Origin of the sequence: Litorivita sp. NS0012-18 (assembly GCF_040371945.1) — a bacterium.
GTDB lineage: Bacteria > Pseudomonadota > Alphaproteobacteria > Rhodobacterales > Rhodobacteraceae > Litorivita.
This window is the reverse complement of sequence record NZ_BAABWS010000001.1, coordinates 242,771-268,287: the sequence shown is the minus strand read 5'-3', so window position 1 is coordinate 268,287 and position 25,517 is coordinate 242,771. Positions and strand designations below refer to the sequence as shown.

Here is a 25,517-nt window from a genome sequence, read left to right as displayed (position 1 = left end):
ACTATGCTTTGCTTTGGCGCGATGGCTTGGGCATCTGCGGGCGGTGTTTCTCCTTAACGCGAGCTGCGCGAATCTGTGCCATCACAAATCCGGCATTTGATTTCGCAGGCGCAGCATCTACTCTGTAGAAAGAAAGCAATTGGAGGCAAAAAATGTCACTCAACGGACCGCTCAGCGGGAAAACAGCCGTCATCACCGGATCGAACTCGGGCATCGGGTTGGGGATTGCCAAGGAAATGGCCAAGGCGGGGGCGAATGTTGTCCTCAACTCATTCACCGACCGCGATGAGGACCACGCTTTGGCCCAAGAGATTGCGGATGTCACCGGTGTCGAGGCGCGCTATATCCAAGCCGATATGTCCGACGGCGAGGCCTGCCGCGCCTTGATCGAAAAGGCGGGGGCATGCGACATTTTGATCAACAATGCGGGCATCCAGCATGTTGCGCCGATTGATGAATTTCCGGCCGACAAATGGAATGCGATCATCGCGATCAACCTGTCTTCGGCCTATCACACCACGGCTGCGGCCCTGCCGATGATGCGCAAGGCCGGTTGGGGGCGCGTGGTCAATATTGCCTCGGCCCATGGGCTGACCGCCTCGCCCTATAAATCGGCCTATGTGGCGGCCAAACACGGGATCGTCGGCATGACCAAAGTCGTGGCGCTGGAGACCGCGCGCGAGCCGATCACCGCCAATGCGATTTGTCCGGGCTATGTGTTGACCCCGCTGGTGGAGGCGCAAATCCCCGATACGATGAAGAAATACGGGATGGAGCGCGATGAGGTGATCGAGAAGGTGATGCTCGAGCGCCAGCCGTCCAAAGAATTCGCCACGGTCGAGCAATTGGGCGGCACGGCCGTGTTCTTGTGCTCGGATGCGGCGGCGCAAATTACCGGCACCACCATTAGCGTCGATGGCGGTTGGACCGCCCTGTAGACCTGGCGCTAGACCGAACGGTCTAGTGCGGCGCCCTGTAGTGTAAAGCCTTGGAAGGAAAGACATATGGCGATCCGGATCAATTTGGCCTTGCAGGGCGGCGGCGCGCATGGGGCCTTTACTTGGGGGGTGTTGGACCGCCTTTTGGAGGACGAGGATATCGAGGTGGCAGCGATTTCGGGCACCTCGGCGGGGGCGCTCAACGGGGCGGCGTTCAAATCGGGGTGGCTGCGCGGCGGGCGCGAGGGCGCGCGCGAGAATCTCGATTGGCTTTGGGCGCAAATGGGCGCGCTCAACGATCTGCGGCTCCCCCATTGGATGACCGGATTCTTGCCCAGCCCCGCCCATGTCGCCTCGGCGATGTCAAATGTTTGGGCGGCGAGCATGGGCGATGCCTTCACCCGGCTGACCACGCCCTATAGTTACGGCCCGCTTTATTCGAACCCGCTCAAAGACGTGGTGGATCAGTTCCATTATGAGCATGTCTGCGCCCAAGACGGGCCGCAATTGTTTGTCGGCGCGACCAATGTGCATACCGGAAAAATCCGCGTCTTTAGCGGCACAGATATCAACACCGACGCGATCCTCGCCTCCGCCTGTTTGCCAACCTTGTTCAAGGCGGTCGAGATTGAAGACCCCGCAAGCGGAGAAATCGTGCCCTATTGGGACGGGGGATACAGCGGAAATCCGGCGCTTTTTCCTTTGTTTGATATGGCGCTACCCGATGATATCCTTATCGTGAATCTCAATCCTCTGGAGCGCAAGGCCTTGCCGGTCTCGGCGCAAGAAATCCAGAACCGGATCAACGAGATCAGCTTCAATTCATCGCTGCTGCGCGAATTGCGGGCCATCGAATTTGTGCAGCGCCTGATCGCGGACGGGCAGGTGGCGCGGGGCCAGATGAAACAGGTCTTGGTGCATATGGTCGGGGATGACGAATTTATGCGCGGGTTGTCGCAGACCACCAAAATGATGCCCAACCCCTATCTGTTAGCCTCGCTCAAGACGGCGGGGCGCAAGGCAGCGGGTGAATTTCTTGACGCGCATCGCGCGGATCTGGGCCGCAAAAGCAGCGTCGATCTGCGGGAAATGTTTGGGTAATTCTCGTTTAAGATGATGGGCTTGCTTGGCGAAGCTAAAGCTTAACCCACGTCAGCGTGATCCGCTTTGTCGCCATTGGGATAGACAAGCCCTGCCGAGATCACCAGTTTCGCCGCCTCTTCCACGCTCATGTCCAGATCGATCACATCCTCGCGCGGAAAGAACAGTAAGAACCCCGATGTCGGGTTGGGCGTGGTTGGCACAAAGACCGACAAAAGCTCGCCCGAGGTTTCGGCGCGCTCGGCAATTTCGCCCTTTGCCTTGGTCGAAATAAAGCCGATCGCCCAGATGCCCTTGCGCGGATATTGCACCAAACAGGGGGTTTCAAAGCTGCGCTCGGTTTGGGCAAATACGGTTTCCGCGATCTGTTTGACGCCCGAGTAGATCGAGCGCACGACCGGCATCCGCCCCACGAGGTTTTCACCCCATCGGATCATCGAGCGGCCCAACAGCCCCTTGGCAATCCAGCCGATGAAAATCGTGAAGAGCAAGAAGAAGATCACGCCGACGCCGCGCAAATTGATGCCGATATATTTTTCCGGCTGCACGCTGTCGGGGACCAGAGGCAAAACAAACCCGTCGACCCATCCGAACAGCGTCCAGATCAACCAGATCGTCAAACCCACCGGTAGAATGACCACCAATCCGGTCAGAAAACTCGACCGCAGACGCGCCAGAAGCCGCGGCTTGGGGTGGTTGAAATCCTGAAACGGCTCGGTCATGTGATGGGTCATCTCTGTTTACTTACTCGGCTGAACCTAGGGGCAGGCGAGAGCATCGGCAATGGGGCAGGGGCCGGTTTCGCGCGATTGAACGCTTATTTTTGTTCCAAAGCGCTCATTTCACAGGCGATTGCCGCGCCGAGGCGGGCGTTGTTGAGCACCAGCTTGATGTTCGAGCGCAAAGAGCGCCCGTCGCTTAGCTCGAAAATCCGGCCCAGCAAAAACGGCGTGACGGCTTTGGCTTGGATATTTTGGACCTCGGCCTCGGCTTGGGCGGCCTCGATCAAGGGGATCATCACTTCGGCTGGGATCTCGTCCTCTTCGGGGATCGGATTCGCGACCAATTGCCCGCCGGTTAGCCCAAGCGCGAGGCGGGTGAGGTGGGATTGCGCGATCTGGACCGGTCGGTCTAGTCGCAGGGGCGAGGGCAGTCCGGAGCTGCGCGACCAAAACGCGGGAAAGGCATCCTGCCCATAGGTGATCACCGGAACGCCCAAGGTTTCCAAGACCTCGAGCGTCTTGGGCATGTCGAGGATTGCCTTGGCTCCCGCGCAAACAACGGTCACCGAAGTCTGCGCCAGTTCTTGCAAATCGGCAGAGATATCAAAGCTTTGCTCGGCGCCTTTGTGAACACCGCCAATGCCGCCGGTGGCAAACACGCGAATGCCGGCCAGCTCTGCCGCGATCATCGTCGCGGCCACGGTGGTGGCGCCGGCCTCGCCGCTGGCAATACAGGCCGCGAGGTCCGCGCGGCTGAGCTTGCGCGCTTGCGGTGTTTGGGCGAGCTGCTCCAACTCCGTGTCGCTCAGCCCGATTTTCAATGCCCCGCCCTGCACTGCGATGGTCGCGGGAGCCGCCCCGCCGCTGCGCACTTCGGCTTCGACCGCGCGGGCCATGTCGAGGTTTTGCGGATAGGGCATGCCATGGGTGATGATGGTGCTTTCGAGCGCCACGATGGGCCGCTTTTCGGCGCGCGCCTTGGCGACTTCGGGTGAGAGGTGGACAAAAGCGGGCAGGGTCATTTGGCGATCTCGCTGTGTTGGGGTGCATCGGCGACATAGGCGGCGGCGGCGCTCAGGGCCGATTGCAATGCGGGCTCGGCGGATTGGCCCGCCAGTTCGGCGGCGATATGGGCGGCCATGAAGGTGTCGCCGGCCCCCGTGATGCGGCGCGCGGTGACTTGCGGCGGGGCGAGCGTGAGCAGTCCATCGGTGCTGGCCATCGCCGCGGCGTGGGCGCCGTCCGTGACCAAAGCGCGGGCTGCGCCCCTTTGCAAAAGCGCCGATGCCGCCTCTGTCGCTTGTGCAAATTCGGCGCCGCACAACAGGCTTGCCTCTTCGATATTTACATAAAGAGTGGTGTTCAAGTGGTTGAAAAACGGCTTCAATCGCTCCGCCTTTCCGGGGGATGCGGGGGCGACTCGCAGATCACATTTTGCAAACTCCGGCATGGCTACGATCTCGGTCAACAGCGCGAGGGTGAGGTTTCCATCCAAGGCGACCGGCCCCTCATAGGGGGCGCTGGCGCGGCCCAAGCGGCCATCGCGCAGCGGCTCCAAGATCAGGGCTCCAGCGGCCTCAAGTGAATGGGCGTCGGCGATGGCGGCGACAAGGCCGCCAGCGCTCTCGATTGCCATATAGCGGTCGGTGGGGTGGTCCTCGGAGCGGAAGATATAGCCCGTCTCAAGCCCCATCGCCGCACATTCAGCGATCAGCGTGTCGCCCATCACGTCGCGGCCTAAGGCGCTCAGCAGCGCGGGGCGCAGACCAAAGCGGGTGAGGGTCATGGCGATATTGAGCGCCACCCCGCCAGGGATTTGGGATATCCGACCGGGCAGGTCATGGCCAAGGCGCATGGGACGATCCGTGCGCCCGATCACGTCCCACAAAACGCTGCCGATGCACAAAATGTCATGGGGCGCGGGGGCGGATTCGAGGGAAGGATCATGGCTCATGGTTCTGTCATGCCGCGCGGCGCGGGCTTGCGCAAGATGCAGGGCAAGATTTAAGGCGTTCCGGCGCTGGACCGATTGGTCTAATGGGGGCTGCTTGCTCGGGCTAGGGCGTAGAAAAGGCGAGCGAGGCCCATAGGGTTTCCCAATCCGCATCATAATCCGCGGCCCGCGCCGCGTCGGGCACGCGCAAGACCACCGCATCGAGCAGGTAGTCATGCGCAGGTTTGACGGGCACCATGGCTTCGCCCGAAGCATCGGTGCGCAAGAGATAGACATTGACCGTGCCATCCGCGGCGCGCTCGAACACCTCGATCTGCGCATCGGGGCGCGGCGCGCCTTGGTAGAGCAGCCGCACGGGCAGGGGGCCGCGATCGGTATAGGGGTTGGCGAGGGCCACAAATTCGGTTTCCATACCGGTCACCACATCCGCGCCCTTGCCCGCGCCAATGGCGACGAGGGCTTTGCAAAACCGCTTATAAACTTCTGCAAACCCGTCGGCGGGCAGGCCGCGTTCGGCATGGGTGCGCGCCTGAGCTTCGAGGTCTTTGTGTTTGACAAATTTGAGAAATTTGGCACCGTCCTTATAGGTGATGGTGCTCAGTCCGGTTTCATGCACCAAGACGGCCAGCCCGTCGTTTGCGGCGGTAGCCGCGGCGGGTAAATCGCCGTTGCGGGCCGCAATCTCGCGCGGCGCGCCGTCTTGCCAGATCTCGAGCCGCGTGCTGCGCGAGTCGAAAAACGGCAAGGTGATGCCTTTGAAGTTTTCGCCATTGCGCAGGTCCGCAATGACCGGCGCGCCACTTTCGACTTGAAACTCTTTTGGTTCGAGCCAGAATTCATGGGACAGCGCGGGCAAGGCCGCAGATGTGCCAAATGAAAATGCGCCAAGCGCGACGAGGGATTTTATGACGTTGAACATATTCAGAAAGCTGGCCGGATTGTGCGCCAAGTCAAGGGGCATCATCGCCAGTGCCGTTTTCGTGATCGCCGCTTTGGCGGGCGGCGGCGGCGCGCAGGCGCATGAGGTCAGCCCCTCGATTGCCGATTTCGAGGTGCAGGCAGGCGTGTTGCAAATGCAGTTGCGGATCAACCCCGAGGCCTTGCTTGCGGGGATCGATCTCGATCAGGTCAGCGACACCAATGAGGCGCCGCAAGCCGAGGATTATGATGCCTTGCGCGCTTTGCCGCCCGAAGCGTTGGAGCAGAGGCTCAAGGCGCGCTGGCCCGATCTGGCCAAGGGGGTGGTTGTGTTGATTGACGGGGCTGCCGCGCCGCTGTCCTTGGAGGAAATCAGCATCGAAGACCCCGGATCGGCGGAGGTGGCGCGCGCCGCGACCTTGCAATTGACCGGCGATGTGCCGCCGCGGGCCGAGGCGGTGCAGCTGTCTTGGGGCGCGGGCTACGGGCGGTTGATCTTGCGCCAGAACGGGGTCGAGGCGGCCTATACCGGCACGCTCGGCGGCGGGCAGATCAGCGATGCGATTGCTCTTGGGGGCGGCTCTGCCATCGGGGCTTGGGCGGCGTTCGGGCAATATATCCCCGTCGGGTTCGAGCATATTCTGCCCTTGGGTCTGGATCATATCCTGTTTGTCTTGGGGCTGTTTTTCCTTAGCACCCATCTGCGCCCGCTTTTGTGGCAGGTCAGCGCCTTTACCTTGGCGCATACGGTGACCTTGGCCATGGGCGCGATGGGGTGGGTCACGGTGCCGGGCAGTATTGTCGAGCCGTTGATCGCTGCGTCGATTGTCTATGTCGCGTTGGAGAATGTGTTCTTGGGCCATCTGACACGGTTCAGGCCGGTGGTGATTTTCGGCTTCGGTCTGCTGCACGGGCTTGGTTTTGCCTCGGTTTTGGGGGAGTTCGGCCTGCCCGAGGGCCAGTTTGTTCCGGCGCTCATCGGGTTCAATGTCGGCGTGGAGCTTGGACAATTGACCGTTATTGCCTTGGCCTTTTTGGCCGTTGGCGCGTGGTTTCGCAAAAAACCGTGGTATCAGGCGCGCATTGCCACGCCTGCCTCTTTGGTGATTGCGGCGATTGGCGCTTATTGGTTTGTCGAGCGGGTATTTTTCTAAGGCCGCTGCGCCGCGACCGCCATACCTTTAGGGGATGCGCTCAAAGGGCATGGAATAATGCGCCAAAGGGCATGTTTTCTCTTGCGGGGCAGCGGCAAGCCCTCTATACGCGCGCCATTCAATCCCGCAGGCGGGGCTGGGCCGATGAGGGAGAAATCCTCAAAGGTCCGCCGGTTGAGCATAGGCTCTGATCCCCGCTGAGGCAAAACCGGAAAGGAAACGGACATGGCTCTTCCCGAGTTCACCATGCGCCAGCTTCTCGAAGCAGGCGTTCACTTTGGCCACCAGACGCAGCGTTGGAACCCCCGCATGGGCGAGTTCATCTATGGCGCGCGTAACGGCATCCACATCATGGATTTGACGCAAACGGTTCCGATGCTCGACGCAGCATTGAACGTTGTGCGCGAAACCGTCGCCAAAGGCGGCCGCGTTCTTTTCGTCGGCACCAAGCGTCAGGCCGCAGGCCCGATTGCCGAAGCCGCTGAAAAGGCCGCGCAATACTACATGAACCACCGCTGGCTCGGTGGCACGTTGACCAACTGGAAAACCGTGTCGCAGTCGATCAACCGCCTCAAGGAAATCGACGCGAAATTGGAAGAGGGCGCAGAAGGCCTCACCAAGAAAGAGCGTCTGGGCATGGAGCGCGACCAAGGCAAATTGCAAGCCTCGCTCGGCGGTATCCGCGATATGGGCGGTGTGCCGGACCTGCTTTTCGTCATCGACGTGCGCAAAGAAGCTTTGGCCATTGCCGAAGCCAACAAGCTGGGCATTCCGGTTGTTGCCATCGTCGACACCAACTGCTCGCCCGACGGCATTGATTACATCATCCCGGGCAACGACGACGCGGCCCGCGCGATTGCGCTTTACTGCGATCTGATCAGCCGCGCCGCTTTGGACGGTATGACCGCACAGATGGGCGCCGCAGGTGTTGATCTTGGCGCGCTCGAAGAAGCGCCCGTCGAAGAGGCCGCAGCCCCAGCCGAAGCCGCAGCAGACGCGTAAGGTTACGAAACTGACATGAGGGGCGCGTATCAGCGCCCCTACATCTGTTTGATACCCAACCGAAATTAGGAGAACCAAGATGGCGATTACAGCTGCAATGGTTAAAGAACTGCGCGACACATCCGGCGCAGGCATGATGGACGCGAAAAAAGCGTTGACCGAAACCGACGGTGATATGGAAGCGGCAATCGACTGGCTGCGCACCAAAGGTTTGGCAAAAGCCGCCAAGAAATCCGGCCGCACCGCCGCCGAAGGCCTTGTGGCCGTCTCGGTCGAGGGTGGCAAAGGTGTTGCCGTCGAAGTGAACTCGGAAACCGACTTTGTTGGTAAAAACGCCGAATTCCAAGCCATGGTGGCCTCGATCGCGGGTGCAGCGCAAAACGTGGCCGACATCGACGCGCTCAAAGCCGCTGAAATCAACGGCAAAACCGTCGAAACCATCATCACCGACAAAATCGCCACCATCGGCGAAAACATGTCGGTGCGCCGTATGGCCGCCATCGAAGGCGAGCAAGTCGTGTCCTATGTGCACAATGCTGCGGCCGAAGGCATGGGCAAAATCGGCGTTCTCGTCGCGATCAAGGGCGACAACGAAGCCTTTGGCCGTCAGGTTGCGATGCATATCGCCGCGGCCAACCCTGCCTCGCTGAGCGAAGCGGATCTGGATCCGGCCTTTGTTGAAAAAGAGAAAAACGTTCAAATGGACATTGCACGCGAAAGCGGCAAGCCCGAAGCCGTGATCGAGAAAATGATCGTTGGCCGGATGAAAAAGTTCCTCGCCGAAGTGACGCTTCTTGGTCAGGCTTTTGTGGTGAACCCCGATTTGACCGTTGAAGCGGCGGCAAAAGAAGCAGGTGTTGAAATCACCGGTTTTGTTCGTCTCGAAGTGGGCGAAGGCATCGAAGTGGCAAAAGAAGATTTTGCCGCCGAAGTGGCCAAAGCCGCCAAAGGCTAAGCTTGAGCTTCGCGCTCTAAGCGATTGAAAATTAAACGGCGCCGCGGGAGGTAACACCGCGGCGCCGTTTTCCTTTCTCACCGGCGCATTGGGGATGAGGTCGGTCGAAAGGTAAGGGCGCCGACCCGAGAGCGGAACATACGCCCCCGGGCCGACAGTTCCGGATTGTCCGGAGAACGCAAAGAGCCCTGAAATCACAAGGGTTTACGTCCATGTTCCCAGGCCTTAGGCCACCACTCACGGAACACCGCTACGATGCCTTATTTACCTCACGTTAAGAAAGTCAGGGAATCCTTACCTTGTGGTCAAAACAAGGGGAAAGCGGTGGGAAATTTGTCAAATATGACGAAAAACAAGGGGTTGGCGCAATATTGATCTGCGCAAATCGCGTCTTCCTCAGGCCTCGACCACGAACATCTGGTTTTGAAAGGCCGCTTTGAGCACCGCTTGCGCCGTGGTATCCACATTGAGCGCCTCACGCGCCAGACGCAGGTGTTTTTCAATCGTCGCCGAGGTCAGCCCCATGATCGTCGCGATGTCTTGGGTGGTTTTGCCATCCCCGACCCATTGCAACGCCTCGCGCTGGCGTTTGGTCAAACCGCGCCCCGGACCCGCATAGGGCAGGGTCATGATTTTCAGATGAACAATGTTGTTCATCACCATGATTTCATGGCCAAAACGCTCCCATGTGGCATCGACTTCGTCTTGGCTCAGCCCCTTGCGCGCCGTCAGGGCAATCGCGCCTTTGGTGCGCGGCGAGATTGATTTGAAGCTGACCGAATAGCCTGCGGTGACGCCCATCGAGCGATTGAAATCGACCACCCGACGCTCGCTTTCCGTCATTGTTCCCGTGCTGAGCATATCGAGTGCGATGCGCCAACTGGCCGCGCCTTCATGCTCGAGCGCCCATTTGACCATCGGCGCATGGAAATACAGGCCTTGGCCCATGAATACATCGGTATATTCAGGGCTGTGATTGGTCAGAACGACAAAATCCTCGGGATCGCCAAGCCCATTGGTCGTGCGGTAGCGTGTGAACCCGTAAAGCAGCCGGTCGAACCCGTATTCCTCCATCTTGCGACAATGCATATCCCAAAGCTCTTCAATGCTTTGCGCATTGGTGAGGGCTTCAAGGTGCAAAATGCGGCTCATCGAGGTCTCCTTCGAGTGGGGCACAGGCAAGGGGTGAATGTTTGGTTTCTCGCAATACCATGAGAGGAGGGATTTGACCATAATTTAGTGATTGACGCGCGGGTGCGGCAGCCGCGCATGGAAAATCGCGGTGTGGACCGTGATCGGGGTTTTCTTTTCGGCATGGCGCGGTGCAGTATAAGGCTTGGATGATAGGCCGCGCGCGGGCAGGGGCATCGCATTAAGAATGGTGGGCAATTCTTTGCTAGATCAGAAGAAATTTCTTCGCGACTTGTTTGATCGTGCGGTCGAAGTGGCCGATCCGATGCGCTCCTTGGCCGTGCATTTGCCCGCAAAACCCACGCGTGGCGCGGGGCGTCTTGTGGTGATCGGCGCAGGCAAAGCCAGCGCCCGTATGGCCGAGGCGGTCGAGGCATCGTGGGGGCCATGCGAAGGCTTGGTGATCACGCGCTACGGTTATGGCCGCCCATGTCAGGGCATTGAAATCGTCGAAGCCAGCCATCCGGTGCCGGATGCCGCAGGGCAGGCGGCAACCGAGAGGATGCTTGACCTTCTGGACGGACTGGGCGCGCAAGACATGGTTCTCGCACTGATTTCTGGCGGGGCATCTTCGCTTTTGGTGGCGCCATGCGACGGGATTACGCTTGAGGAAAAACAAAATGTAAACAAGGCGTTGCTGGCTTCCGGTGCGCCGATTGACCGGATGAATACGCTGCGCAAACATCTCAGCCGTGTCAAAGGCGGTCAACTGGCGGCGCGGGCCCATCCGGCACCTATGCACTGTTTAATGATCTCTGACGTTCCGGGCGATGATCCGGCCTTTATCGGTTCGGGGCCAACGGTTGGCGATCCGAGCACGCCGCAAGATGCGCTGGAGGTTTTGCAGCGCTGGCGTATTGACGCGCCGAGGTCGGTGATCGAGGCATTGGGCCGCGGTAGCGGTGTGGTCGCTCCGGAGGATCCGAGGCTGCGCACCGTCACCAATGTCATCTATGCCGCGCCGGCGCAGTCGCTTGAGGCGGCGGCGCAGCTGGCCCGCGCGCGTATCGCGGGCCTTGATGTGCGCATGCTAGGCGATGCGCTGGAGGGCGAGGCGCGAGAGATCGCGGCACATCACGCGCAACTGGCGCGCGACATCCAATCCCAGCTTACGCCAGACGGCGCGCCCGTGCTTTTGCTCTCGGGCGGTGAATTGACGGTCACGCGGCGCGGCGACGGGATTGGCGGGCCGAACGCCGAATATTGTTTGGCGCTTGCCATGGCCTTGGACGGGGCCGCGGGCATTCATGCGTTGGCCTGTGATACTGACGGCGTCGATGGCGCCGCAGAAGTCGCAGGTGCGGTGGTTTCACCGCGAACCATCGACAAGGCCCGTGTGACACATCTGGATCCGCAAGAGGCTTTGGCACGCAATGATGCGCACTCTTTTTTCAAAGCGATTGGCGATCAGGTGTTGACGGGGCCGACATTGACAAATGTCAATGATTTCAAAGCAATACTAATAGAAGCTAAGGTCTGAGGGGACTCTTAGCATCTCTCTCCCACCTCAAAATATTACATAATACTGATTATACGATGTAGTGACGGCCCTATGATAACTCGCGCTATACGCCATATAGCGACCCGCCCCTTGCACACTTGGCTTGAACAAGAGCGTTGCGCTAAGCTTTGAAACGTCACGCGCCCTGAGGAAGGTCGATCACGTCCTGCCACTGGCCCACCGCAAGGCCGCCCAAAGCCCTATCGTCGCAAAAGCGCGTTGGCGGCGGCGATGATACCGTCGCGGCTGGGCAGCGTCGCGCCATATGCGGGGCCGGTCGCGATAAAGCTGTCCTCGGCGGCGTAGGTGGCAACTGGCACATCGAGATGCTGCGCAAAGAGTGCGGCCAAAGCCTCTCCTTGTCCGCCGGTCTTGCGACATTCATCGACGATGAGCACGCGTTTGCAGCCGCTCACCGCCTCAAGCAGCGCGGATTGCGCCAATGGCGCCAGCCAGCGCAGATCGATCACCCGCAGGTCAGCCGCAATCTCGGGCCGCGCCTGTTCGCTCAGGTAGACACCATTGCCATAGGTGACGATGGCCAGATCCTCGCCCTGCCCCGAAATGCCCAGCGTGCCGAGCGGCGCGCGCTCGCCCGCTTCGGGATAATGGCGCATCCATCCACCGTCGCCCTCACGGTGCAGATCGCGCATCGGATAAAGCGCAATCGGTTCGATCATCACAACGACGCGCTGCTCTTCGCGCGCCAGACGCAGTGCCTCGCGATACATTTTGACCGCCTCGGCGCCGTCGCTGGGGCATCCGATAATGATGCCAGGAATATCGCGCAGAACGGCGAGCGAATTGTCATTGTGAAAATGCCCGCCAAAGCCTTTTTGATAGCCAAGCCCCGCGATGCGCAACACCATCGGGTTGCTGAATTGCCCGTTGGAGAAAAACGGCAATGTCGCGGCCTCGCCCCTGATCTGGTCTTCGGCATTGTGCAAATAGGCCAGAAACTGGATCTCGGGCATGGGGATAAAGCCGTTGTGCGCCAATCCGATGGCAAGGCCGAGGATGCTTTGCTCGTCCAGCAAAGTGTCGATCATGCGCGCCTCGCCAAACCGTGCTTGCAACCCTTTGGTGATGCCGTAAACCCCGCCTTTGCGGCCAATATCCTCGCCTGCCATGATGATTTCGGGATGGGTGAGCATCAGATCGGATAGGCCGAGGTTGATCAGCTTGTTCATCGGTTGCGGCGCAGCAAAAGCGCGCATATCGGCGGCGCCAAAGCTGGCCTCGCGCGCCTCGCTTGAGGGCGCGTTCGGGCGCGGCGCCTCGCGTTTGGGCGGGACGATGGACGCCATGACTTGCGCTGCGGTTTGCAGGCGCGGGCGTTTGATCACCTCACGCGCCGCGCGTGAAGTTTGCGCTTCAATCTCTTGATATATATCCAGTATCTCATTTTTTGTTGCCGCGCCTTCGCCCAAAAGCCGCGCCGCCGTATGCAGCAAGGGATCGTCGGCCTCGATGGCTTCGATCTCGGATTTGGGCCGGTAAGCCGCTTCGACATCCGGCCCTGCATGGCCGTAAAGCCGCACGCAGCGGCTGTGAAGCACCACCGGTTTTTTGCGCCCCCGCGCGATCTGTGCGGCGCGTGTGGTCGCGGCAAAGGTTTCGACAATATCAAGCCCGTTGCAGGCGATATACTCAAGCCCGACCCGCGGGTTCAAATTGGCCGCAACCCATCCGGCGGGGGATTTTGTAGAAATCCCTATGCCATTGTCTTCGCAGACAAATATCAACGGCAACGGCACGTTTTGATAGGAGGTCCAAGCGGCGGTGTTGAGCGCGCCCTGGGCGGTCGAATGGTTGAGCGAGGCATCGCCAAAGCTGCAAAAGGCCACGGCGTCCGGCGCATATTGCGCGCTCATCGGCGGAACGCGGCGCGCCAGCCCGATGGAATAGGCGGCGCCGACCGCTTTGGGCAGATGGCTGGCGATGGTCGAGGTTTGCGGCGGGATGTTTAATGCCTTTGATCCCAATACCTTATGGCGTCCGCCGCTGATCGGGTCCTCCATGGCGCAGGCAAAGCTAAGCAGCGTATCGGTGAGCGGGTCTTGACCGTCGATCTGGCCTGCGCGGGCGATCTGAAAGGCCGCGTCGCGGTAATGCAAAAACGCCGGATCGGTGGGGCGCAAGGCGGCGGCAATCGCGGCATTGCCCTCATGGCCGGAGGAGCCGATGGTATAGAACCCCTGCCCCTCGGCTTGCATTTTGCGCGAGATACGGTCGAGTTGGCGGCTGAGAACCTGCGCGCGGAAAATCTGTATCAATGCGGCGTGATCAAGCCCTGCTTCGGCGGCTTTGAGCGCACCGAGGGTGGGCAAATCGCCCTGCGCCACACGGGACAAGAAATTCTGATGCACGATTTCGGCGCGGTCCATTGCGGGCCTCCCGCTGGAGATGACGCGGCGCGGACCTGTGCCGCGCCGCCAATTTGCAAACCCCTCGCGGGGACAGTTTGCAAAGCCTTAGAAGAAGGCCTGCAAGCCGGTTTGGGCACGGCCCAAGATCAAGGCATGCACATCATGTGCGCCTTCATAGGTGTTGACCGTTTCAAGGTTCACCATATGGCGAATGACTTGGTATTCCAACGAAATCCCGTTGCCGCCATGCATGTCGCGCGAGAGGCGCGCGATGTCGAGCGCCTTGCCGCAATTGTTGCGTTTGACGATCGAAACCATCTCCGGCGCGGCCTTGGCCTCATCCATCAAACGACCGACGCGCAGGCTGGACTGCAGGCCGAGGCTGATCTCGGTTTGCATATCGGCGAGCTTCTTTTGGTAAAGCTGCGTTTGCGCCAAAGGACGGTTGAATTGATGGCGGTCCAGCCCGTATTGGCGCGACGCGTGCCAGCAGAATTCGGCCGAGCCAAGCACGCCCCAGCTGATCCCGTAGCGGGCGCGGTTGAGACAGCCAAAGGGCCCTTTGAGGCCTTCGACATGGGGCAATAGCGCGTCCTCGCCGACCTCGACGTCATCCATGACGATCTCGCCGGTGATCGAGGCGCGCAGGCTCATTTTGCCTTCGATTTTCGGCGCCGACAGGCCTTTCATCCCCTTCTCAAGGATAAATCCGCGAATTTTGCCGCCATGGGCTTCGGATTTTGCCCAGACGACGAAAACATCGGCGATGGGGCTGTTGGAAATCCACATTTTCGAGCCCTTGAGGCGATAGCCGCCCTCGGTCTTAATGGCGCGGGTTTTCATGCCAGCGGGGTCCGATCCGGCGTCCGGTTCGGTCAGGCCAAAGCAGCCGATAAATTCGCCCGAGGACAGTTTGGGCAGGTATTTCATCCGCTGTTCTTCGCTGCCATAGGCATAGATCGGATACATGACGAGGCTCGATTGAACCGACATCATCGAACGATATCCGCTATCTACGCGCTCGACTTCACGTGCCACGAGGCCGTAAGAGACATAGCCCGCGCCCAGCCCGCCGTATTGTTCGGGCGTGGTGACGCCCAACAGGCCCATAGCGCCCATTTCGCGGAAAATCTCCGGATCGGTGGTCTCCTTGGCAAAGGCTTCGGTGACGCGGGTTTGCAGTTTTTCCTGCGCATAGGCGCGCGCGCTTTGCATGATCATGCGCTCGTCTTCGCTGAGCTGCTCTTCAAAGCGGAACGGGTCTTGCCAATCAAAACCGCCCAGATCGGGGGCATCTTTGGCGCGCAGATGGGGTTTGCTGTCGGTCATGGTCTCTCTCCCTAGCGGCGCGGTGCGCCAATCATGAGTTTTCGTGAGGTATTTTTCCTTGATCGCGGTGTAGCACGGGTGATAGGCGCATGAATATCGCTATTCCTGCATCAATTCATGAGGTTTTCGCATAAATGAGTGCGCCGCGCCGGTTCCTGCCCTCGATTGCCTCCCTGCGGGCGCTGGAAGCGCTCGACCGTTTGGGCAGCGCCACGGCGGTGGCCGAGGAGCTGGACCTCACGCAAAGCGCGGTGAGCCGTCAGTTGCAGACTTTGGAAGCGCAAATCGGCGTGCCGTTGATTTTGCGCGAACGCAAGCGCATGCGATTGACCCCTGCGGCGGCGGCCTATGCCGGTGAGGTGCGCGATGCGCTTCAACAGATCGCGCAGGCATCGATCAAATTGACCCTCAATCCCAAAGGCGGCACGCTCAATCTGGCGATCCTGCCGACCTTCGGGATGCGGTGGTTGGTGCCGCGGCTGGCGCAGTTTGCAAAGCTCTATCCAGAGATCACCATCAATATGTCGACGCGGCTCAAACCCTTTAGCTTTGCCGCGGAACCCTTTGATGCGGCGATACATTTCGGGCGCGGCGATTGGCAGGGGGCCGAAGCGCTCCAGCTCAAGGAAGAATATGTGATTCCGGTCTGTGCCCCGCAGCTTTTGCAAGATGTGCAAATTGCAAAGCCGTCGGATTTGTTGCAATTTCCGCTGCTGCATATCGAGACGCGGCCCGATGCTTGGCGCGAATGGTTCGAGCGTCAAAACGGCGGCGCCACCCATTTGCCTGCCCTGCCCTCGGGCACGCTATATGATCAGTTTTCAACCATCACACAGGCGGCGATTCACGGGCTTGGTGTGGCGCTTTTGCCCGATTATCTGGTGGAGCAGGATCTGGCGGCTGGACGGCTCAAGGCCGCATATGGCGGGCCGACGCAAAGCCTTGGGGCCTATTACCTTGTCTGGCCGCGCGAGAAATCAAATCACGGCGCGCTTGAGGTCTTTCGCGACTGGCTGGCGACGCAGGCCGAGGGCGAGGATGCGCTGCCGCGTTAGACTTTGATTTTAAACGGCTTTGCTGGGCGCAGCGGGCAAGATCACGGTAAATGTGCTGCCCTTGCCCATGGTGCTTTCGATGCGCAGCCGCCCGCGGTGGCGGTTGATGATATGTTTGACAATCGCAAGGCCCAGCCCCGTGCCGCCCATCTCGCGGCTGCGGTGGCTGTCGACACGGTAAAACCGTTCGGTCAGGCGCGGCAGATGCAGTGGATCGATCCCCGCTCCGGTGTCGGTGATCGCAATGCTGACGCCCGCACCGCGCAGGGCGGATTCGCTCGGATTATAGCTCAATGTGACGGTGACCTCGCCGACTTGCCCGCCATATTTTATCGCGTTTTCAATGAGGTTTGACATGACTTGGCGAAGCTGGTCGGGATCGCCGATGACGTCGGCCTGCTCCAGCGCGCCGTCGCGCGTGAGGCGCACGCCCGCCTCTTGGGCAAGATGACTCAGCGTATGGAAAACCGATGCGGTGAGCGCCGCCATATCGACATGTTCGGTGGGGCGCATACGCTCGTCGGCCTCGACGCGGCTGAGCGACAAGAGATCTTTGACCAGCCGCTCCATACGGGCCGCTTCCTTGGCCATAATCCCCAAAAACCGCTCGCGGGCACCGGCGTCATCGCGCGCGGGGCCGCGCAGGGTTTCGATAAATCCGATCATCGCGGTGAGCGGTGTGCGCAGCTCGTGGCTGACATTGGCGACGAAATCGCGGCGGATTTCGCCCGCCTGCTCCACATGGGTGATGTCCTCAAAGCACAGCAACACGCCCTTGGCGATGCTCATGCTCAGGGCGCTGGCGCTGACGCGGTATGTGGTGTCGCGGCTGCCATCATTGGTCAAAAAACGCGTCTCGCGCGGCTGCCCGTCGCGCATCACGCCCTCGACGGCATCCAAGACCCCGGGTTGGCGGATCGCGGTGATGAAGTGGCGACCGCGCAGATCGATCCCGAGCAGCGCCAACGCCCGCGGATTGGCGCCCAGAATGCGCTCGTTGGGCGCGATCATCAGCGCCGCGAGCGGCAACGCGCCGAGCATTGTGTCGATGTCCTGATCGCTCATGTGCCTCTACCGCCTTGGGTGTCCATGCGCCGTCCGATGTTACAGCGCCGTCATACCGTCTTTGAACCTGCGCATGTTGCGTTGGTAGCCCAAGGCCGAGAGGGTCAGCTTTTGGATCGCCGCCGCGTCGAGGCTGCGCACAACTTTGGCCGGAGCGCCCATCACGAGGCTGCCGTCGGGGATGTCCTTGCCTTCGGTCACCAAGGCCCCTGCCCCGATCAGGCAATTGTTGCCGATCTTCGCGCCGTTCAAAATCGTCGCGCCCATGCCGATCAAGCTGTTGTCCCCGATGGTGCAGCCGTGCAGCATCGCCTTATGCCCGATGGTGCAGTTTTCGCCGATGGTCAAAGGATAGCCCATATCGGTGTGCATCACGGTGTTTTCTTGCACATTGGTGCCCTTGCCGATGGTGATCGCCTCGTTGTCGCCGCGCAGGGTGGCGCCGAACCAGATGCCCACACCGCTTTCGATGTTGATATTGCCGATGACATTGGCATCGGGCGCGACCCAAAAATCGCCATCCTCGGGGGTTTGCGGCGCTCTGCCGTCCAAAGCATAAAGTGTCATTTCATATCCTCGAATTCCTTGTTGAGCCGCCGCACGGTTTCCACCACATCGGGTTGTTGCGACAGGCGCAGGCGCTCGGCGCTGATGATGGTTTGCAATTTGGCCTCGGTCACGTCCAGATCGTCATTGACCAAGACATAATCATATTCCGGCCAATGGCTGATCTCGTCGCGGCTTTTGCGCATGCGGTTTTCGATCACCTCGTCGCTGTCTTGGCCGCGGGTGCGCAGGCGGCGTTCCAGTTCGGGGATCGAGGGCGGCAAGATAAAGATCGACAGGACATGTTTGCCAAGCGCCGAATTGCGCACCTGTTGGCCGCCTTGCCAGTCGATATCAAACAAAAGATCCTGCCCTGCGCCGATGGCCGCTTCGACGGGGCCGCGCGGGCTGCCGTAGAAATTGCCAAAGACCTCGGCATGTTCGAGCATCTGGTCGCCCGCCACGAGGTCTTCGAATTCCGCGCGGCTGTGGAAATAGTAATCGGTGCCATGTGTCTCGCCCGCGCGCGGTTTGCGCGTTGTGGCCGAGACGGAAAAGCGGATGCTGTCATCCCAAAGGCGCAGGCGTTTGGCCAAGGTCGATTTTCCCGCGCCCGAGGGCGAGGAGAGGATGATCAAAAGCCCGCGGCGGGCGGTATCGGCGGACATGGCCTGCTTACTCCATATTCTGAACTTGTTCGCGCAGCCGGTCGATCACCGCCTTGAGGTCCAACCCGATGCGGGTCAAATCCACCGCGCCAGCTTTGGAGCAAAGGGTATTGGCCTCGCGGTTGAACTCTTGGGTGAGGAAATCCAGCTTGCGCCCCACGGGGCCGCTCTGGCCCAGCAGATCGCGCGCAGCAATGATATGTGCGCGCAGGCGGTCGATCTCTTCGGTGACGTCGGATTTGACCGCCAAAAGCGCCAGCTCTTGCGCTACGCGGGCCGGATCGGCGCCTTCGCTATTGTCCATGACGGCGGCCAGATTGGCCTTGAGCGTTTCGGCAACCTGCGGCTGGCGGGCCTTGGCGGCGCTCTCGGCCGCTTCGGTCAGCGCTTCGATCTCGTCCAGTTGCCCGCGCAAAACCGCTTCCAAGGCTTGGCCTTCCTTGGCGCGCATCTCGATGAAACTGTCCAAAACGGGGGGGATGTCGCCAAGCAAGACCTGCAACAAAGCGGCGCTGTCGCTTTCGGGGGCGGCGGTTTCCAAGACGCCGCGGAGGGCGACAATATCGGCGGCATTGGCGGGCGCCAGCGACAGGCCGCGCTCCATGGCTTGATGTTCGATCTCGGCCATGGCGCTGAGAACCGACGCGAGCTGCGCCGCGTTGAGCGCCATTGTGCCGCCTTCGTCGCTGCGCGAGAGGCGCAAATTCAAGGTGACATTGCCGCGCTGGAGCCGTTTGCCGATCTGCGCGCGCAGCGCCGCTTCGAGCCCCTCGATCCAATCGGGCACGCGCAGGCGCAGATCCAGCCCCTTGGCATTGACCGAGCGGATTTCCCATGTCCAGCTATAGGCCCCATGCGCGCCCTTGGCGGCGGCAAATCCTGTCATTGACTGTCTCACGCGCGGGCTGCTCCCTTTTTGCTTCGGCGTCGGCTTGCGCAATGGCGGACCTTCGCGGCGCTTGCGCATCACTATATATAGCGGCGCGCAGGGCGATTATCGCGATCCGCCGCCATTTGTGCCTATGCCTAAGATAAACGCGCGCCGCTGTCCAATGCTGCGTGGCGGGCGTGCTGCGCCTAAGCGGGCGTTAACCATTGGCGGAAATTTAGCACCAATTTTCGATAACCTGTGCCATATTCACACTTGGGTAAGAGATATTAGGACTTTGTTAACCCCCTGAGGGCGCAAAGCTGATAGTTTCTCGGTGAGATATAAGGATGAACAACGTGCAACAGGACAGCAAAAACATCATCAGCATGGCGCGGTTTCAAAATGATCTGCGCTTTCCGGTGATTGCAGAAGTTGAAGCCTATTGGAACGGGTTGCGGGGCACGCGATTGATGCCGCGCCGCTCCGAGATCGATCCGCGCGGTATCGAGCGGGCCTTGGAGTTTGCCTTTATCCTCGAACGTATCGCGCCTGGCATCGCGCGTTTGCGCATCGCGGGGTCGCATTTGACCGAATTGATGGGCATGGAAGTGCGCGGCATGCCGATTTCGGCGCTCTTCACCCCTGCGGCACGCAAAACCATTTCCGAGAAGATGGAAGACGTCTTTGACGGCCCGTCGATTGTCGAACTGGACGTTGTGGCCGAAGGCGGCATTGGCAAGCCCGCGATCGAAGGGCGGCTGTTGTTGTTGCCGCTCAAAAGCGATCTGGGCGATGTGACGCGGATTTTGGGATGTTTTGCGACCCGCGGCTCGGTTGGCCGCACCCCGCGCCGTTTCGACATCACCGGCACCCGCACCCGCGCCATTGGCGGGGCCAAAGGCGCCCATACGCCCGATGAAGGCGTTTTGCCCGAGATCGAGACCCCCGCCGCAGCCGCGCCGGTCAAGCCGCTCGGCTTCTCCGCGCCCAGCGAGGTGTTCAGCGCCTCCGAGCCGGACCAGCCGCAAGCGCCGACCACCAAAGGCAATGTCACCTATCTGCGTTTGGTCAAATCGGGCGATTGATACGGGCTATGCCCGATCGCTCTGGCTGAATGGTCTGGGCCAGTCTGCCCATGCCCGCGCGCTTACCCAAGAGAGACGCAGGGGCTGCAGACAAAAACGCGAGGCAATTGCCTCGCGTTTTTCTTTTTATTCAATGGATTGCGCGGCACTCTTAATACCGCGCATCGGCGCTTAACCGGCTTTGGCCGCCTCGGCGCTGCTGCGCCGGCTCGACAGCTCTTCGGCGACGAGGAAGGCCAGCTCCAAAGATTGCGACGCATTAAGGCGCGGATCGCAAGCCGTGTGATAGCGGTCCGAGAGGTTTTCTTCGCTCACGGCGCGCACGCCGCCGGTGCATTCGGTCACGTCCTGGCCGGTCATCTCGAAATGCACGCCGCTCGGAACGGTGCCTTCGGCATTATGCACGCCAAAGAATTCACGCACCTCGCGCAGCACGCTTTCAAAGGGCCGTGTTTTATAACCGGTCGAGGATTTGATCGTATTGCCATGCATCGGATCACAGGTCCAAAGCACATTGGCCCCCTCTTCTTGCACGGTTTTGATCAAACGCGGCAGATGTTCGCCCACGCTGCCCGCGCCAAAGCGCGCGATCAAGGTCAAACGGCCCGCCTCGTTGTTGGGGTTGAGCTTGGCCATCAGCACCTTGAGGTCCTCGGCCGTCATCGAGGGGCCGCATTTGAGGCCGATCGGGTTGAGCACACCGCGGCAATATTCGACATGGGCGCCGTCCGGTTGGCGGGTGCGATCACCGATCCAAACCATGTGACCTGATCCCGCCAGCCAGTTGCCCGAGGTGCTGTCGAGCCGCGTCAGCGCCTCTTCATATTCCAAAAGCAGCGCCTCATGCGAGGTATAGAAGCTGACCGTATGCAGGGCCGAAGAGCTGGCCGAATCCACGCCCGCCGCCTTCATGAAATCCAGCGTGTCGGAAATGCGGTTCGCCATCTCGCGGTATTTCGCCGCTTTCTCGCCCTCGGTAAATCCAAGCGTCCAAGCATGCACCTGATGCACATCGGCATAGCCACCCGTCGAGAAAGCGCGCAGCAGGTTCAAGGTCGCCGCCGCCTGCGTATAGGCTTGCAGCATCTTCTTGGGGTCCGGAATCCGCGCCTCGGAGGTGAAATCCAATTCGTTGATGATATCGCCGCGGTAGCTGGGCAGTTCGATACCATCGACGGTTTCGGTCGGGGCGCTGCGCGGTTTGGCGAATTGCCCCGCCATACGGCCGACTTTGACCACCGGCACCTTGGCCCCGAAGGTCAGAACCATCGCCATTTGCAACATCACCTTAAAGGTGTCGCGAATGCCATCGGCGCTGAACTGGTCAAAGCTCTCGGCGCAATCGCCACCTTGCAGCAAAAACGCCTCGCCGCGCGCGGCCGCGCCCAGTTGCGATTTCAAACGCCGTGCCTCGCCCGCAAAGACGAGCGGCGGATATTTGGACAGTTGGGCCTCCACAGCCTCCAGCGCGCCCTGATCCACATAATCCGGCATCTGAACCCGCGGTTTGGTCCGCCAGTCGGTTTTTTGCCATTCGCTCATCGTTTTTCTCCGGTCTCGCGCGGTATCTTGCGCGGCGTTCTCCCATGCTTCGGGCCGAAATGGTCCAAAGCGCTCGTTATGAAGCCCCACATATACAAAACCCCCCGCTAAGAGACCATAGGGCAATTGCAGGGATTGACGCGCGCTAACATTTGCGGCCTTCTGCGGTGCAATTTACGGCCCGCGCGCGCCCGACCCCACCGGCGCCGCCCCTTGGAAAACAGACCGATGCCAGAGCCACATCTACCCCCGATCGCCACGACAGAGGCGCCGCCCGCGCAGCGGTTCATCTTTGTGCTCCTCGACGAATTCACCTTGATGCCCTTTGCCTCGGCGCTCGAATGTCTACGCGTGGCCAACCGGATGGCGGGCGCGCAGGTTTATGAATGGCGTATGGCCAGCGAGGGCGGCGGTTTGGTCACCTCTTCCTCGGGCGCGGCGTTTCAATCGGATGATGACCTGACCGAACTGGAGCGCGGCGATACGGTTCTGATCTGCGGCGGCACCCATGTGCAGCGCGCGGCGAGCAAGAAAATGCTTGGCTGGCTGCGGCGCGAGGCGCGCAAGGGCGTGGTCATCGGCGGGCTGTGCACCGGTGCCTATGTGCTTGCAAAGGCAGGGCTTTTGGACGGGAAACGCGCTACGATCCATTGGGAAAACCAAGACAGTTTTGCCGAGGAATTCGAAGATGTGGACCTCACCCGTTCGGTCTTTGTGGTGGATGGCAATCGCATCACCTCGGCGGGCGGCACCTCCTCGATTGATCTGATGCTGCGCCTGATTGGTATGCAGCATGGGGCAGGACTGGCCAATGATGTGGCCGATCAATTGATCTATTCCTCGATCCGCACCGACAGCGACACGCAGCGGCTTTCGGTGCCGACGCGGATCGGCGTGCGCCACCCCAAGCTGGCGGCGGTAATCTTGCGGATGGAAGGCAATATCGAAGAGCCGGTCAGCCCTGCGGAACTGGCGAGCGATGTGGGCCTGTCGACGCGGCAATTGGAGCGCCTGTTTCGCCGCTATCTCAACCGCAGCCCGAAACGCTATTATATGGAGCTGCGCTTGCAAAAGGCGCGCAATCTGTTGATGCAAACCGATATGAGCGTGATCAATGTGGCGCTGGCTTGCGGTTTCACCTCGCCCTCGCATTTCTCCAAATGCTACCGCGCCCAATATGAAACCACGCCCTATCGCGAGCGGGGAATCAAGGGGCCGCCCGAAACCTAGGGTATGGGGCTGGACCGGACGGTCTAACAACATATGACCTGTGCGCCGCGAGGGCGGCCATTTGCGCGTGCAGGTTGTGATTTGTGGCGCCTATGTATGATTTTTTCCCGCGCCGCGCGAAGTGTAGCTTCCGCTACGCCCCTGCTTCACTCTGTGCTTTTCATTCCAAAATTTCCGCAATAGGCTCCGGATCGGACATATCGTTCCAACATGGGAGTTAGACATATGAAAAAGCTGCTTATGGCAAGCGCGGCAACCGCGCTGATCGCAGGGTCCGCATGGGCCGAGAGCCACGCAAATGAGGTCAAGCTGGGCGTTATCCTCGGCTTCACCGGCCCGATTGAATCGCTCACCCCCGCGATGGGTGCATCGGCGGAAATGGCGATGAAGGAAGTATCGGACAGCGGCAAGCTGCTCGATGGTAAAACCGTCACCCCCGTGCGCGCAGACAGCACCTGCGTTGACGCGGCTGCGGCCACATCTGCGGCAGAGCGTTTGATCACATCGGATGGCGTCAAAGGCATCATGGGCGCCGATTGCTCAGGCGTGACCGGCGCGATCCTCGCCTCGGTGGCGATGCCCAACGGCGTTGTGATGATCTCGCCCTCGGCGACCTCGCCTGCCTTGTCGGACGCCGAAGACGGCGGCATGTTCTTCCGCACTGCGCCCTCCGATGCGCGCCAAGGTCAGGTTCTGGCAGAGCTTTTGATGGAAAAAGGCCTCAAATCCGTGGCCGTGACCTATACCAACAACGACTACGGCAAGGGTCTCGCGGATAGCTTTGCCTCGGCCTATGAAGCCATCGGCGGCACCGTCACCGGCACCGCCGCGCATGAAGACGGCAAGGCGGATTACTCGGCTGAAGTTGGCGCATTGGCCTCTGCGGGCGGTGATGCGCTTGTGGTTGCGGGCTATGTGGACCAAGGCGGCCCGGGCATCATTCGTGCCTCGCTCGACAGCGGTGCGTTTGACAAATTCGTCCTGCCCGACGGCATGATCGGCGCGGCGCTCGAAGAGACCTTTGGCGCGGATATCAACGGCTCGATCGGCACCGTTCCGGGCACCGAGAGCGAAGGCGCGGCGAAAATCCTCGAGCTGGCGACGGCGGCGGGCTTCAACGGCGAAGGCCCCTATGTGGGCGAAAGCTATGATGCGGCGGCATTGATCATGCTGGCGATGCAGGCGGCGGGTTCGGTCGAACCGGCTGATTATGCAGGCAAAATCATGGATGTTGCCAATGCTCCGGGTGAAAAAATCTATCCGGGTGAATTGGCCAAGGCGCTTGAAATCATCGCTAATGGCGGCGAGATCGACTATGTCGGCGCGACGGCGGTTGAATTGATCGGCGGCGGCGAAAGCGCCGGTTCCTACAAGGAACTTCTGGTCGAGGATGGCAAGCTGAACACAGTGGCCTACCGCTAATTTTTGCTTGAAAAACAAGACGGTCCGCCGCTGGCGGGCCGTTTTTTAACATCTAGGGCTGCGCGCGATGCGGCTTCGGGGACGGATATGATCAGGGTCGAAAACCTGCACAAACATTTTGGCGGATTTCACGCCGTCGATGGCGCGAGCCTTGAAATTGCCGAAGGGTCGATCACCGGATTGATCGGGCCGAACGGGGCGGGAAAAACCACTCTTTTCAATGTGATCGCGGGCGTTCTTGAACCCACGTCCGGCCATGTCACCATGGGCGGCGAGGAGATCACCGGCCTGCCCCCGCATGCCTTGTTCCACAAGGGGCTTTTGCGCACCTTCCAGATCGCGCATGAGTTTTCCTCGATGAGCTGCCGCGAGAACCTGATGATGGTGCCAGGCGGGCAAGCGGGCGAGGTGCTTTGGAACACATGGTTCGGGCGCAAACGCATCGCTGAAGAGGAACGCGCCCTGCGCGCCAAGGCCGACGAAGTGCTTGAATTCTTGACGATTTCCCATCTGGCCGAGCAAAAGGCCGGTCAGATTTCCGGCGGCCAGAAAAAGCTTTTGGAATTGGGCCGCACCATGATGGTGGATGCGAAAATCGTCTTTCTCGACGAGGTTGGCGCGGGGGTAAACCGCACCCTGCTCAACACGATTGGCGATGCGATTATCCGGCTCAACCGCGAGCGCGGCTATACATTTGTGGTCATCGAACACGATATGGATTTCATCGGACGGCTGTGCGATCCGGTGATCTGTATGGCCGAGGGCAAGGTTCTGGCGACCGGCACATTGGACGAGATCAAGGCCAATAGCCAAGTGATCGAGGCCTATCTTGGCACCGGTTTGAAGAATAAGGAAATGCTGTAATGGGCGGGTCGGTATTACGTCGGTATTACGTCGGT

General features: G+C 60.4%; 23 protein-coding genes. 11 read left to right on the top strand and 12 right to left on the bottom strand.

Going from position 1 to position 25,517, the window contains the following annotated elements:
* The first annotated feature begins 152 nt into the window (after positions 1-152).
* Both ABWV64_RS01300 and ABWV64_RS01295 read left to right on the top strand, forming a co-directional pair.
* The gene (locus ABWV64_RS01300) at positions 153-938 is read left to right on the top strand and encodes a 3-hydroxybutyrate dehydrogenase (RefSeq protein WP_353342455.1); all 786 of its coding nucleotides are present in this window, start codon (positions 153-155) and stop codon (positions 936-938) included.
* Between the two features lie 66 nt (positions 939-1,004).
* A complete protein-coding gene (locus tag ABWV64_RS01295) occupies positions 1,005-2,039 on the top strand; it encodes a patatin-like phospholipase family protein (RefSeq protein WP_353342454.1) in 1,035 nt (344 codons plus the stop codon).
* A 41-nt stretch (positions 2,040-2,080) separates the two neighbouring features.
* Here the strand turns inward: ABWV64_RS01295 and ABWV64_RS01290 are convergent, their stop codons facing one another.
* The 4 genes from ABWV64_RS01290 to ABWV64_RS01275 form a co-directional block, all read right to left on the bottom strand.
* Complete coding sequence (locus ABWV64_RS01290) at positions 2,081-2,761, bottom strand: DUF502 domain-containing protein (protein WP_353344444.1); 681 nt, start codon at positions 2,759-2,761, stop codon at positions 2,081-2,083.
* Between the two features lie 95 nt (positions 2,762-2,856).
* Positions 2,857-3,783: a pseudouridine-5'-phosphate glycosidase gene (locus ABWV64_RS01285; protein WP_353342453.1), complete on the bottom strand. Its 927-nt coding sequence runs from the start codon at positions 3,781-3,783 to the stop codon at positions 2,857-2,859.
* Positions 3,780-4,715 (bottom strand): PfkB family carbohydrate kinase, encoded by a 936-nt coding sequence (locus ABWV64_RS01280; RefSeq protein WP_353342452.1) that lies wholly within the window; start codon positions 4,713-4,715, stop codon positions 3,780-3,782. Before ABWV64_RS01280 ends, ABWV64_RS01285 begins: the two co-directional genes overlap by 4 nt.
* A 103-nt stretch (positions 4,716-4,818) precedes the next feature.
* Positions 4,819-5,634 carry a DUF4198 domain-containing protein gene (locus ABWV64_RS01275; RefSeq protein ID WP_353342451.1) on the bottom strand — a complete coding sequence of 272 codons (816 nt, stop codon included), beginning with the start codon at positions 5,632-5,634 and terminating at the stop codon, positions 4,819-4,821.
* Here ABWV64_RS01275 and ABWV64_RS01270 point away from each other — a divergent pair.
* The 3 genes from ABWV64_RS01270 (at position 5,627) to tsf (ending at position 8,744) form a co-directional block, all read left to right on the top strand.
* Positions 5,627-6,787 (top strand): HupE/UreJ family protein, encoded by a 1,161-nt coding sequence (locus ABWV64_RS01270; RefSeq protein WP_353342450.1) that lies wholly within the window; start codon positions 5,627-5,629, stop codon positions 6,785-6,787. The two genes, ABWV64_RS01275 and ABWV64_RS01270, sit on opposite strands and share 8 nt — an antisense overlap.
* 225 nt (positions 6,788-7,012) lie before the next feature.
* The gene (gene rpsB, locus ABWV64_RS01265) at positions 7,013-7,789 is read left to right on the top strand and encodes a 30S ribosomal protein S2 (protein ID WP_353342449.1); all 777 of its coding nucleotides are present in this window, start codon (positions 7,013-7,015) and stop codon (positions 7,787-7,789) included.
* A 79-nt stretch (positions 7,790-7,868) separates the two neighbouring features.
* Positions 7,869-8,744, top strand: coding sequence for a translation elongation factor Ts (gene tsf, locus ABWV64_RS01260; RefSeq protein ID WP_353342448.1), 876 nt, complete (start codon positions 7,869-7,871; stop codon positions 8,742-8,744).
* A 396-nt stretch (positions 8,745-9,140) separates the two neighbouring features.
* Here tsf and ABWV64_RS01255 read toward each other — a convergent pair whose 3' ends face one another.
* Complete coding sequence (locus ABWV64_RS01255; protein WP_353342447.1) at positions 9,141-9,896, bottom strand: LuxR family transcriptional regulator; 756 nt, start codon at positions 9,894-9,896, stop codon at positions 9,141-9,143.
* 226 nt (positions 9,897-10,122) lie between these two features.
* On the opposite strand from ABWV64_RS01255, the gene ABWV64_RS01250 reads away from it, so the two are divergent.
* On the top strand, positions 10,123-11,415 hold the full coding sequence (locus ABWV64_RS01250) for a glycerate kinase type-2 family protein (protein ID WP_353342446.1): 1,293 nt from the start codon (positions 10,123-10,125) through the stop codon (positions 11,413-11,415).
* Positions 11,416-11,636: 221 nt separating this feature from the next.
* Here the strand turns inward: ABWV64_RS01250 and ABWV64_RS01245 are convergent, their stop codons facing one another.
* Entirely contained in the window at positions 11,637-13,823 is a 2,187-nt protein-coding gene (locus ABWV64_RS01245; protein ID WP_353342445.1) for a dehydrogenase E1 component subunit alpha/beta, read from the bottom strand.
* Positions 13,824-13,910: 87 nt separating this feature from the next.
* A complete protein-coding gene (locus ABWV64_RS01240; protein ID WP_353342444.1) occupies positions 13,911-15,134 on the bottom strand; it encodes an acyl-CoA dehydrogenase in 1,224 nt (407 codons plus the stop codon).
* Between the two features lie 134 nt (positions 15,135-15,268).
* On the opposite strand from ABWV64_RS01240, the gene ABWV64_RS01235 reads away from it, so the two are divergent.
* Positions 15,269-16,189, top strand: coding sequence for a LysR family transcriptional regulator (locus ABWV64_RS01235; RefSeq protein ID WP_353342443.1), 921 nt, complete (start codon positions 15,269-15,271; stop codon positions 16,187-16,189).
* Between the two features lie 9 nt (positions 16,190-16,198).
* Here ABWV64_RS01235 and ABWV64_RS01230 read toward each other — a convergent pair whose 3' ends face one another.
* The 4 genes from ABWV64_RS01230 to ABWV64_RS01215 are packed head-to-tail and all read right to left on the bottom strand — an operon-like array spanning position 16,199 to position 19,354.
* Positions 16,199-17,254 carry an ATP-binding protein gene (locus ABWV64_RS01230; protein ID WP_353342442.1) on the bottom strand — a complete coding sequence of 352 codons (1,056 nt, stop codon included), beginning with the start codon at positions 17,252-17,254 and terminating at the stop codon, positions 16,199-16,201.
* A gap of 39 nt (positions 17,255-17,293) precedes the next feature.
* Positions 17,294-17,821 (bottom strand): gamma carbonic anhydrase family protein, encoded by a 528-nt coding sequence (locus ABWV64_RS01225; protein ID WP_353342441.1) that lies wholly within the window; start codon positions 17,819-17,821, stop codon positions 17,294-17,296.
* A complete protein-coding gene (gene gmk / locus ABWV64_RS01220; protein ID WP_353342440.1) occupies positions 17,818-18,468 on the bottom strand; it encodes a guanylate kinase in 651 nt (216 codons plus the stop codon). Before gmk ends, ABWV64_RS01225 begins: the two co-directional genes overlap by 4 nt.
* A 7-nt stretch (positions 18,469-18,475) precedes the next feature.
* On the bottom strand, positions 18,476-19,354 hold the full coding sequence (locus tag ABWV64_RS01215) for a YicC/YloC family endoribonuclease (protein ID WP_353342439.1): 879 nt from the start codon (positions 19,352-19,354) through the stop codon (positions 18,476-18,478).
* A 332-nt stretch (positions 19,355-19,686) separates the two neighbouring features.
* Here ABWV64_RS01215 and ABWV64_RS01210 point away from each other — a divergent pair, with 332 nt between their 5' ends.
* Positions 19,687-20,424: a PAS domain-containing protein gene (locus ABWV64_RS01210; protein ID WP_353342438.1), complete on the top strand. Its 738-nt coding sequence runs from the start codon at positions 19,687-19,689 to the stop codon at positions 20,422-20,424.
* A 171-nt stretch (positions 20,425-20,595) separates the two neighbouring features.
* Here the strand turns inward: ABWV64_RS01210 and ABWV64_RS01205 are convergent, their stop codons facing one another.
* Positions 20,596-21,966, bottom strand: a complete 1,371-nt coding sequence (locus tag ABWV64_RS01205; RefSeq protein ID WP_353342437.1) for a class II 3-deoxy-7-phosphoheptulonate synthase — start codon at positions 21,964-21,966, stop codon at positions 20,596-20,598.
* A gap of 228 nt (positions 21,967-22,194) precedes the next feature.
* On the opposite strand from ABWV64_RS01205, the gene ABWV64_RS01200 reads away from it, so the two are divergent.
* From ABWV64_RS01200 to ABWV64_RS01190, 3 genes are all read left to right on the top strand, one after another.
* The gene (locus tag ABWV64_RS01200) at positions 22,195-23,196 is read left to right on the top strand and encodes a GlxA family transcriptional regulator (RefSeq protein WP_353342436.1); all 1,002 of its coding nucleotides are present in this window, start codon (positions 22,195-22,197) and stop codon (positions 23,194-23,196) included.
* Positions 23,197-23,421: 225 nt separating this feature from the next.
* Positions 23,422-24,618 (top strand): ABC transporter substrate-binding protein, encoded by a 1,197-nt coding sequence (locus ABWV64_RS01195; RefSeq protein ID WP_353342435.1) that lies wholly within the window; start codon positions 23,422-23,424, stop codon positions 24,616-24,618.
* Positions 24,619-24,705: 87 nt separating this feature from the next.
* Positions 24,706-25,482 carry an ABC transporter ATP-binding protein gene (locus ABWV64_RS01190; RefSeq protein ID WP_353342434.1) on the top strand — a complete coding sequence of 259 codons (777 nt, stop codon included), beginning with the start codon at positions 24,706-24,708 and terminating at the stop codon, positions 25,480-25,482.
* Positions 25,483-25,517 lie beyond the last annotated feature (35 nt).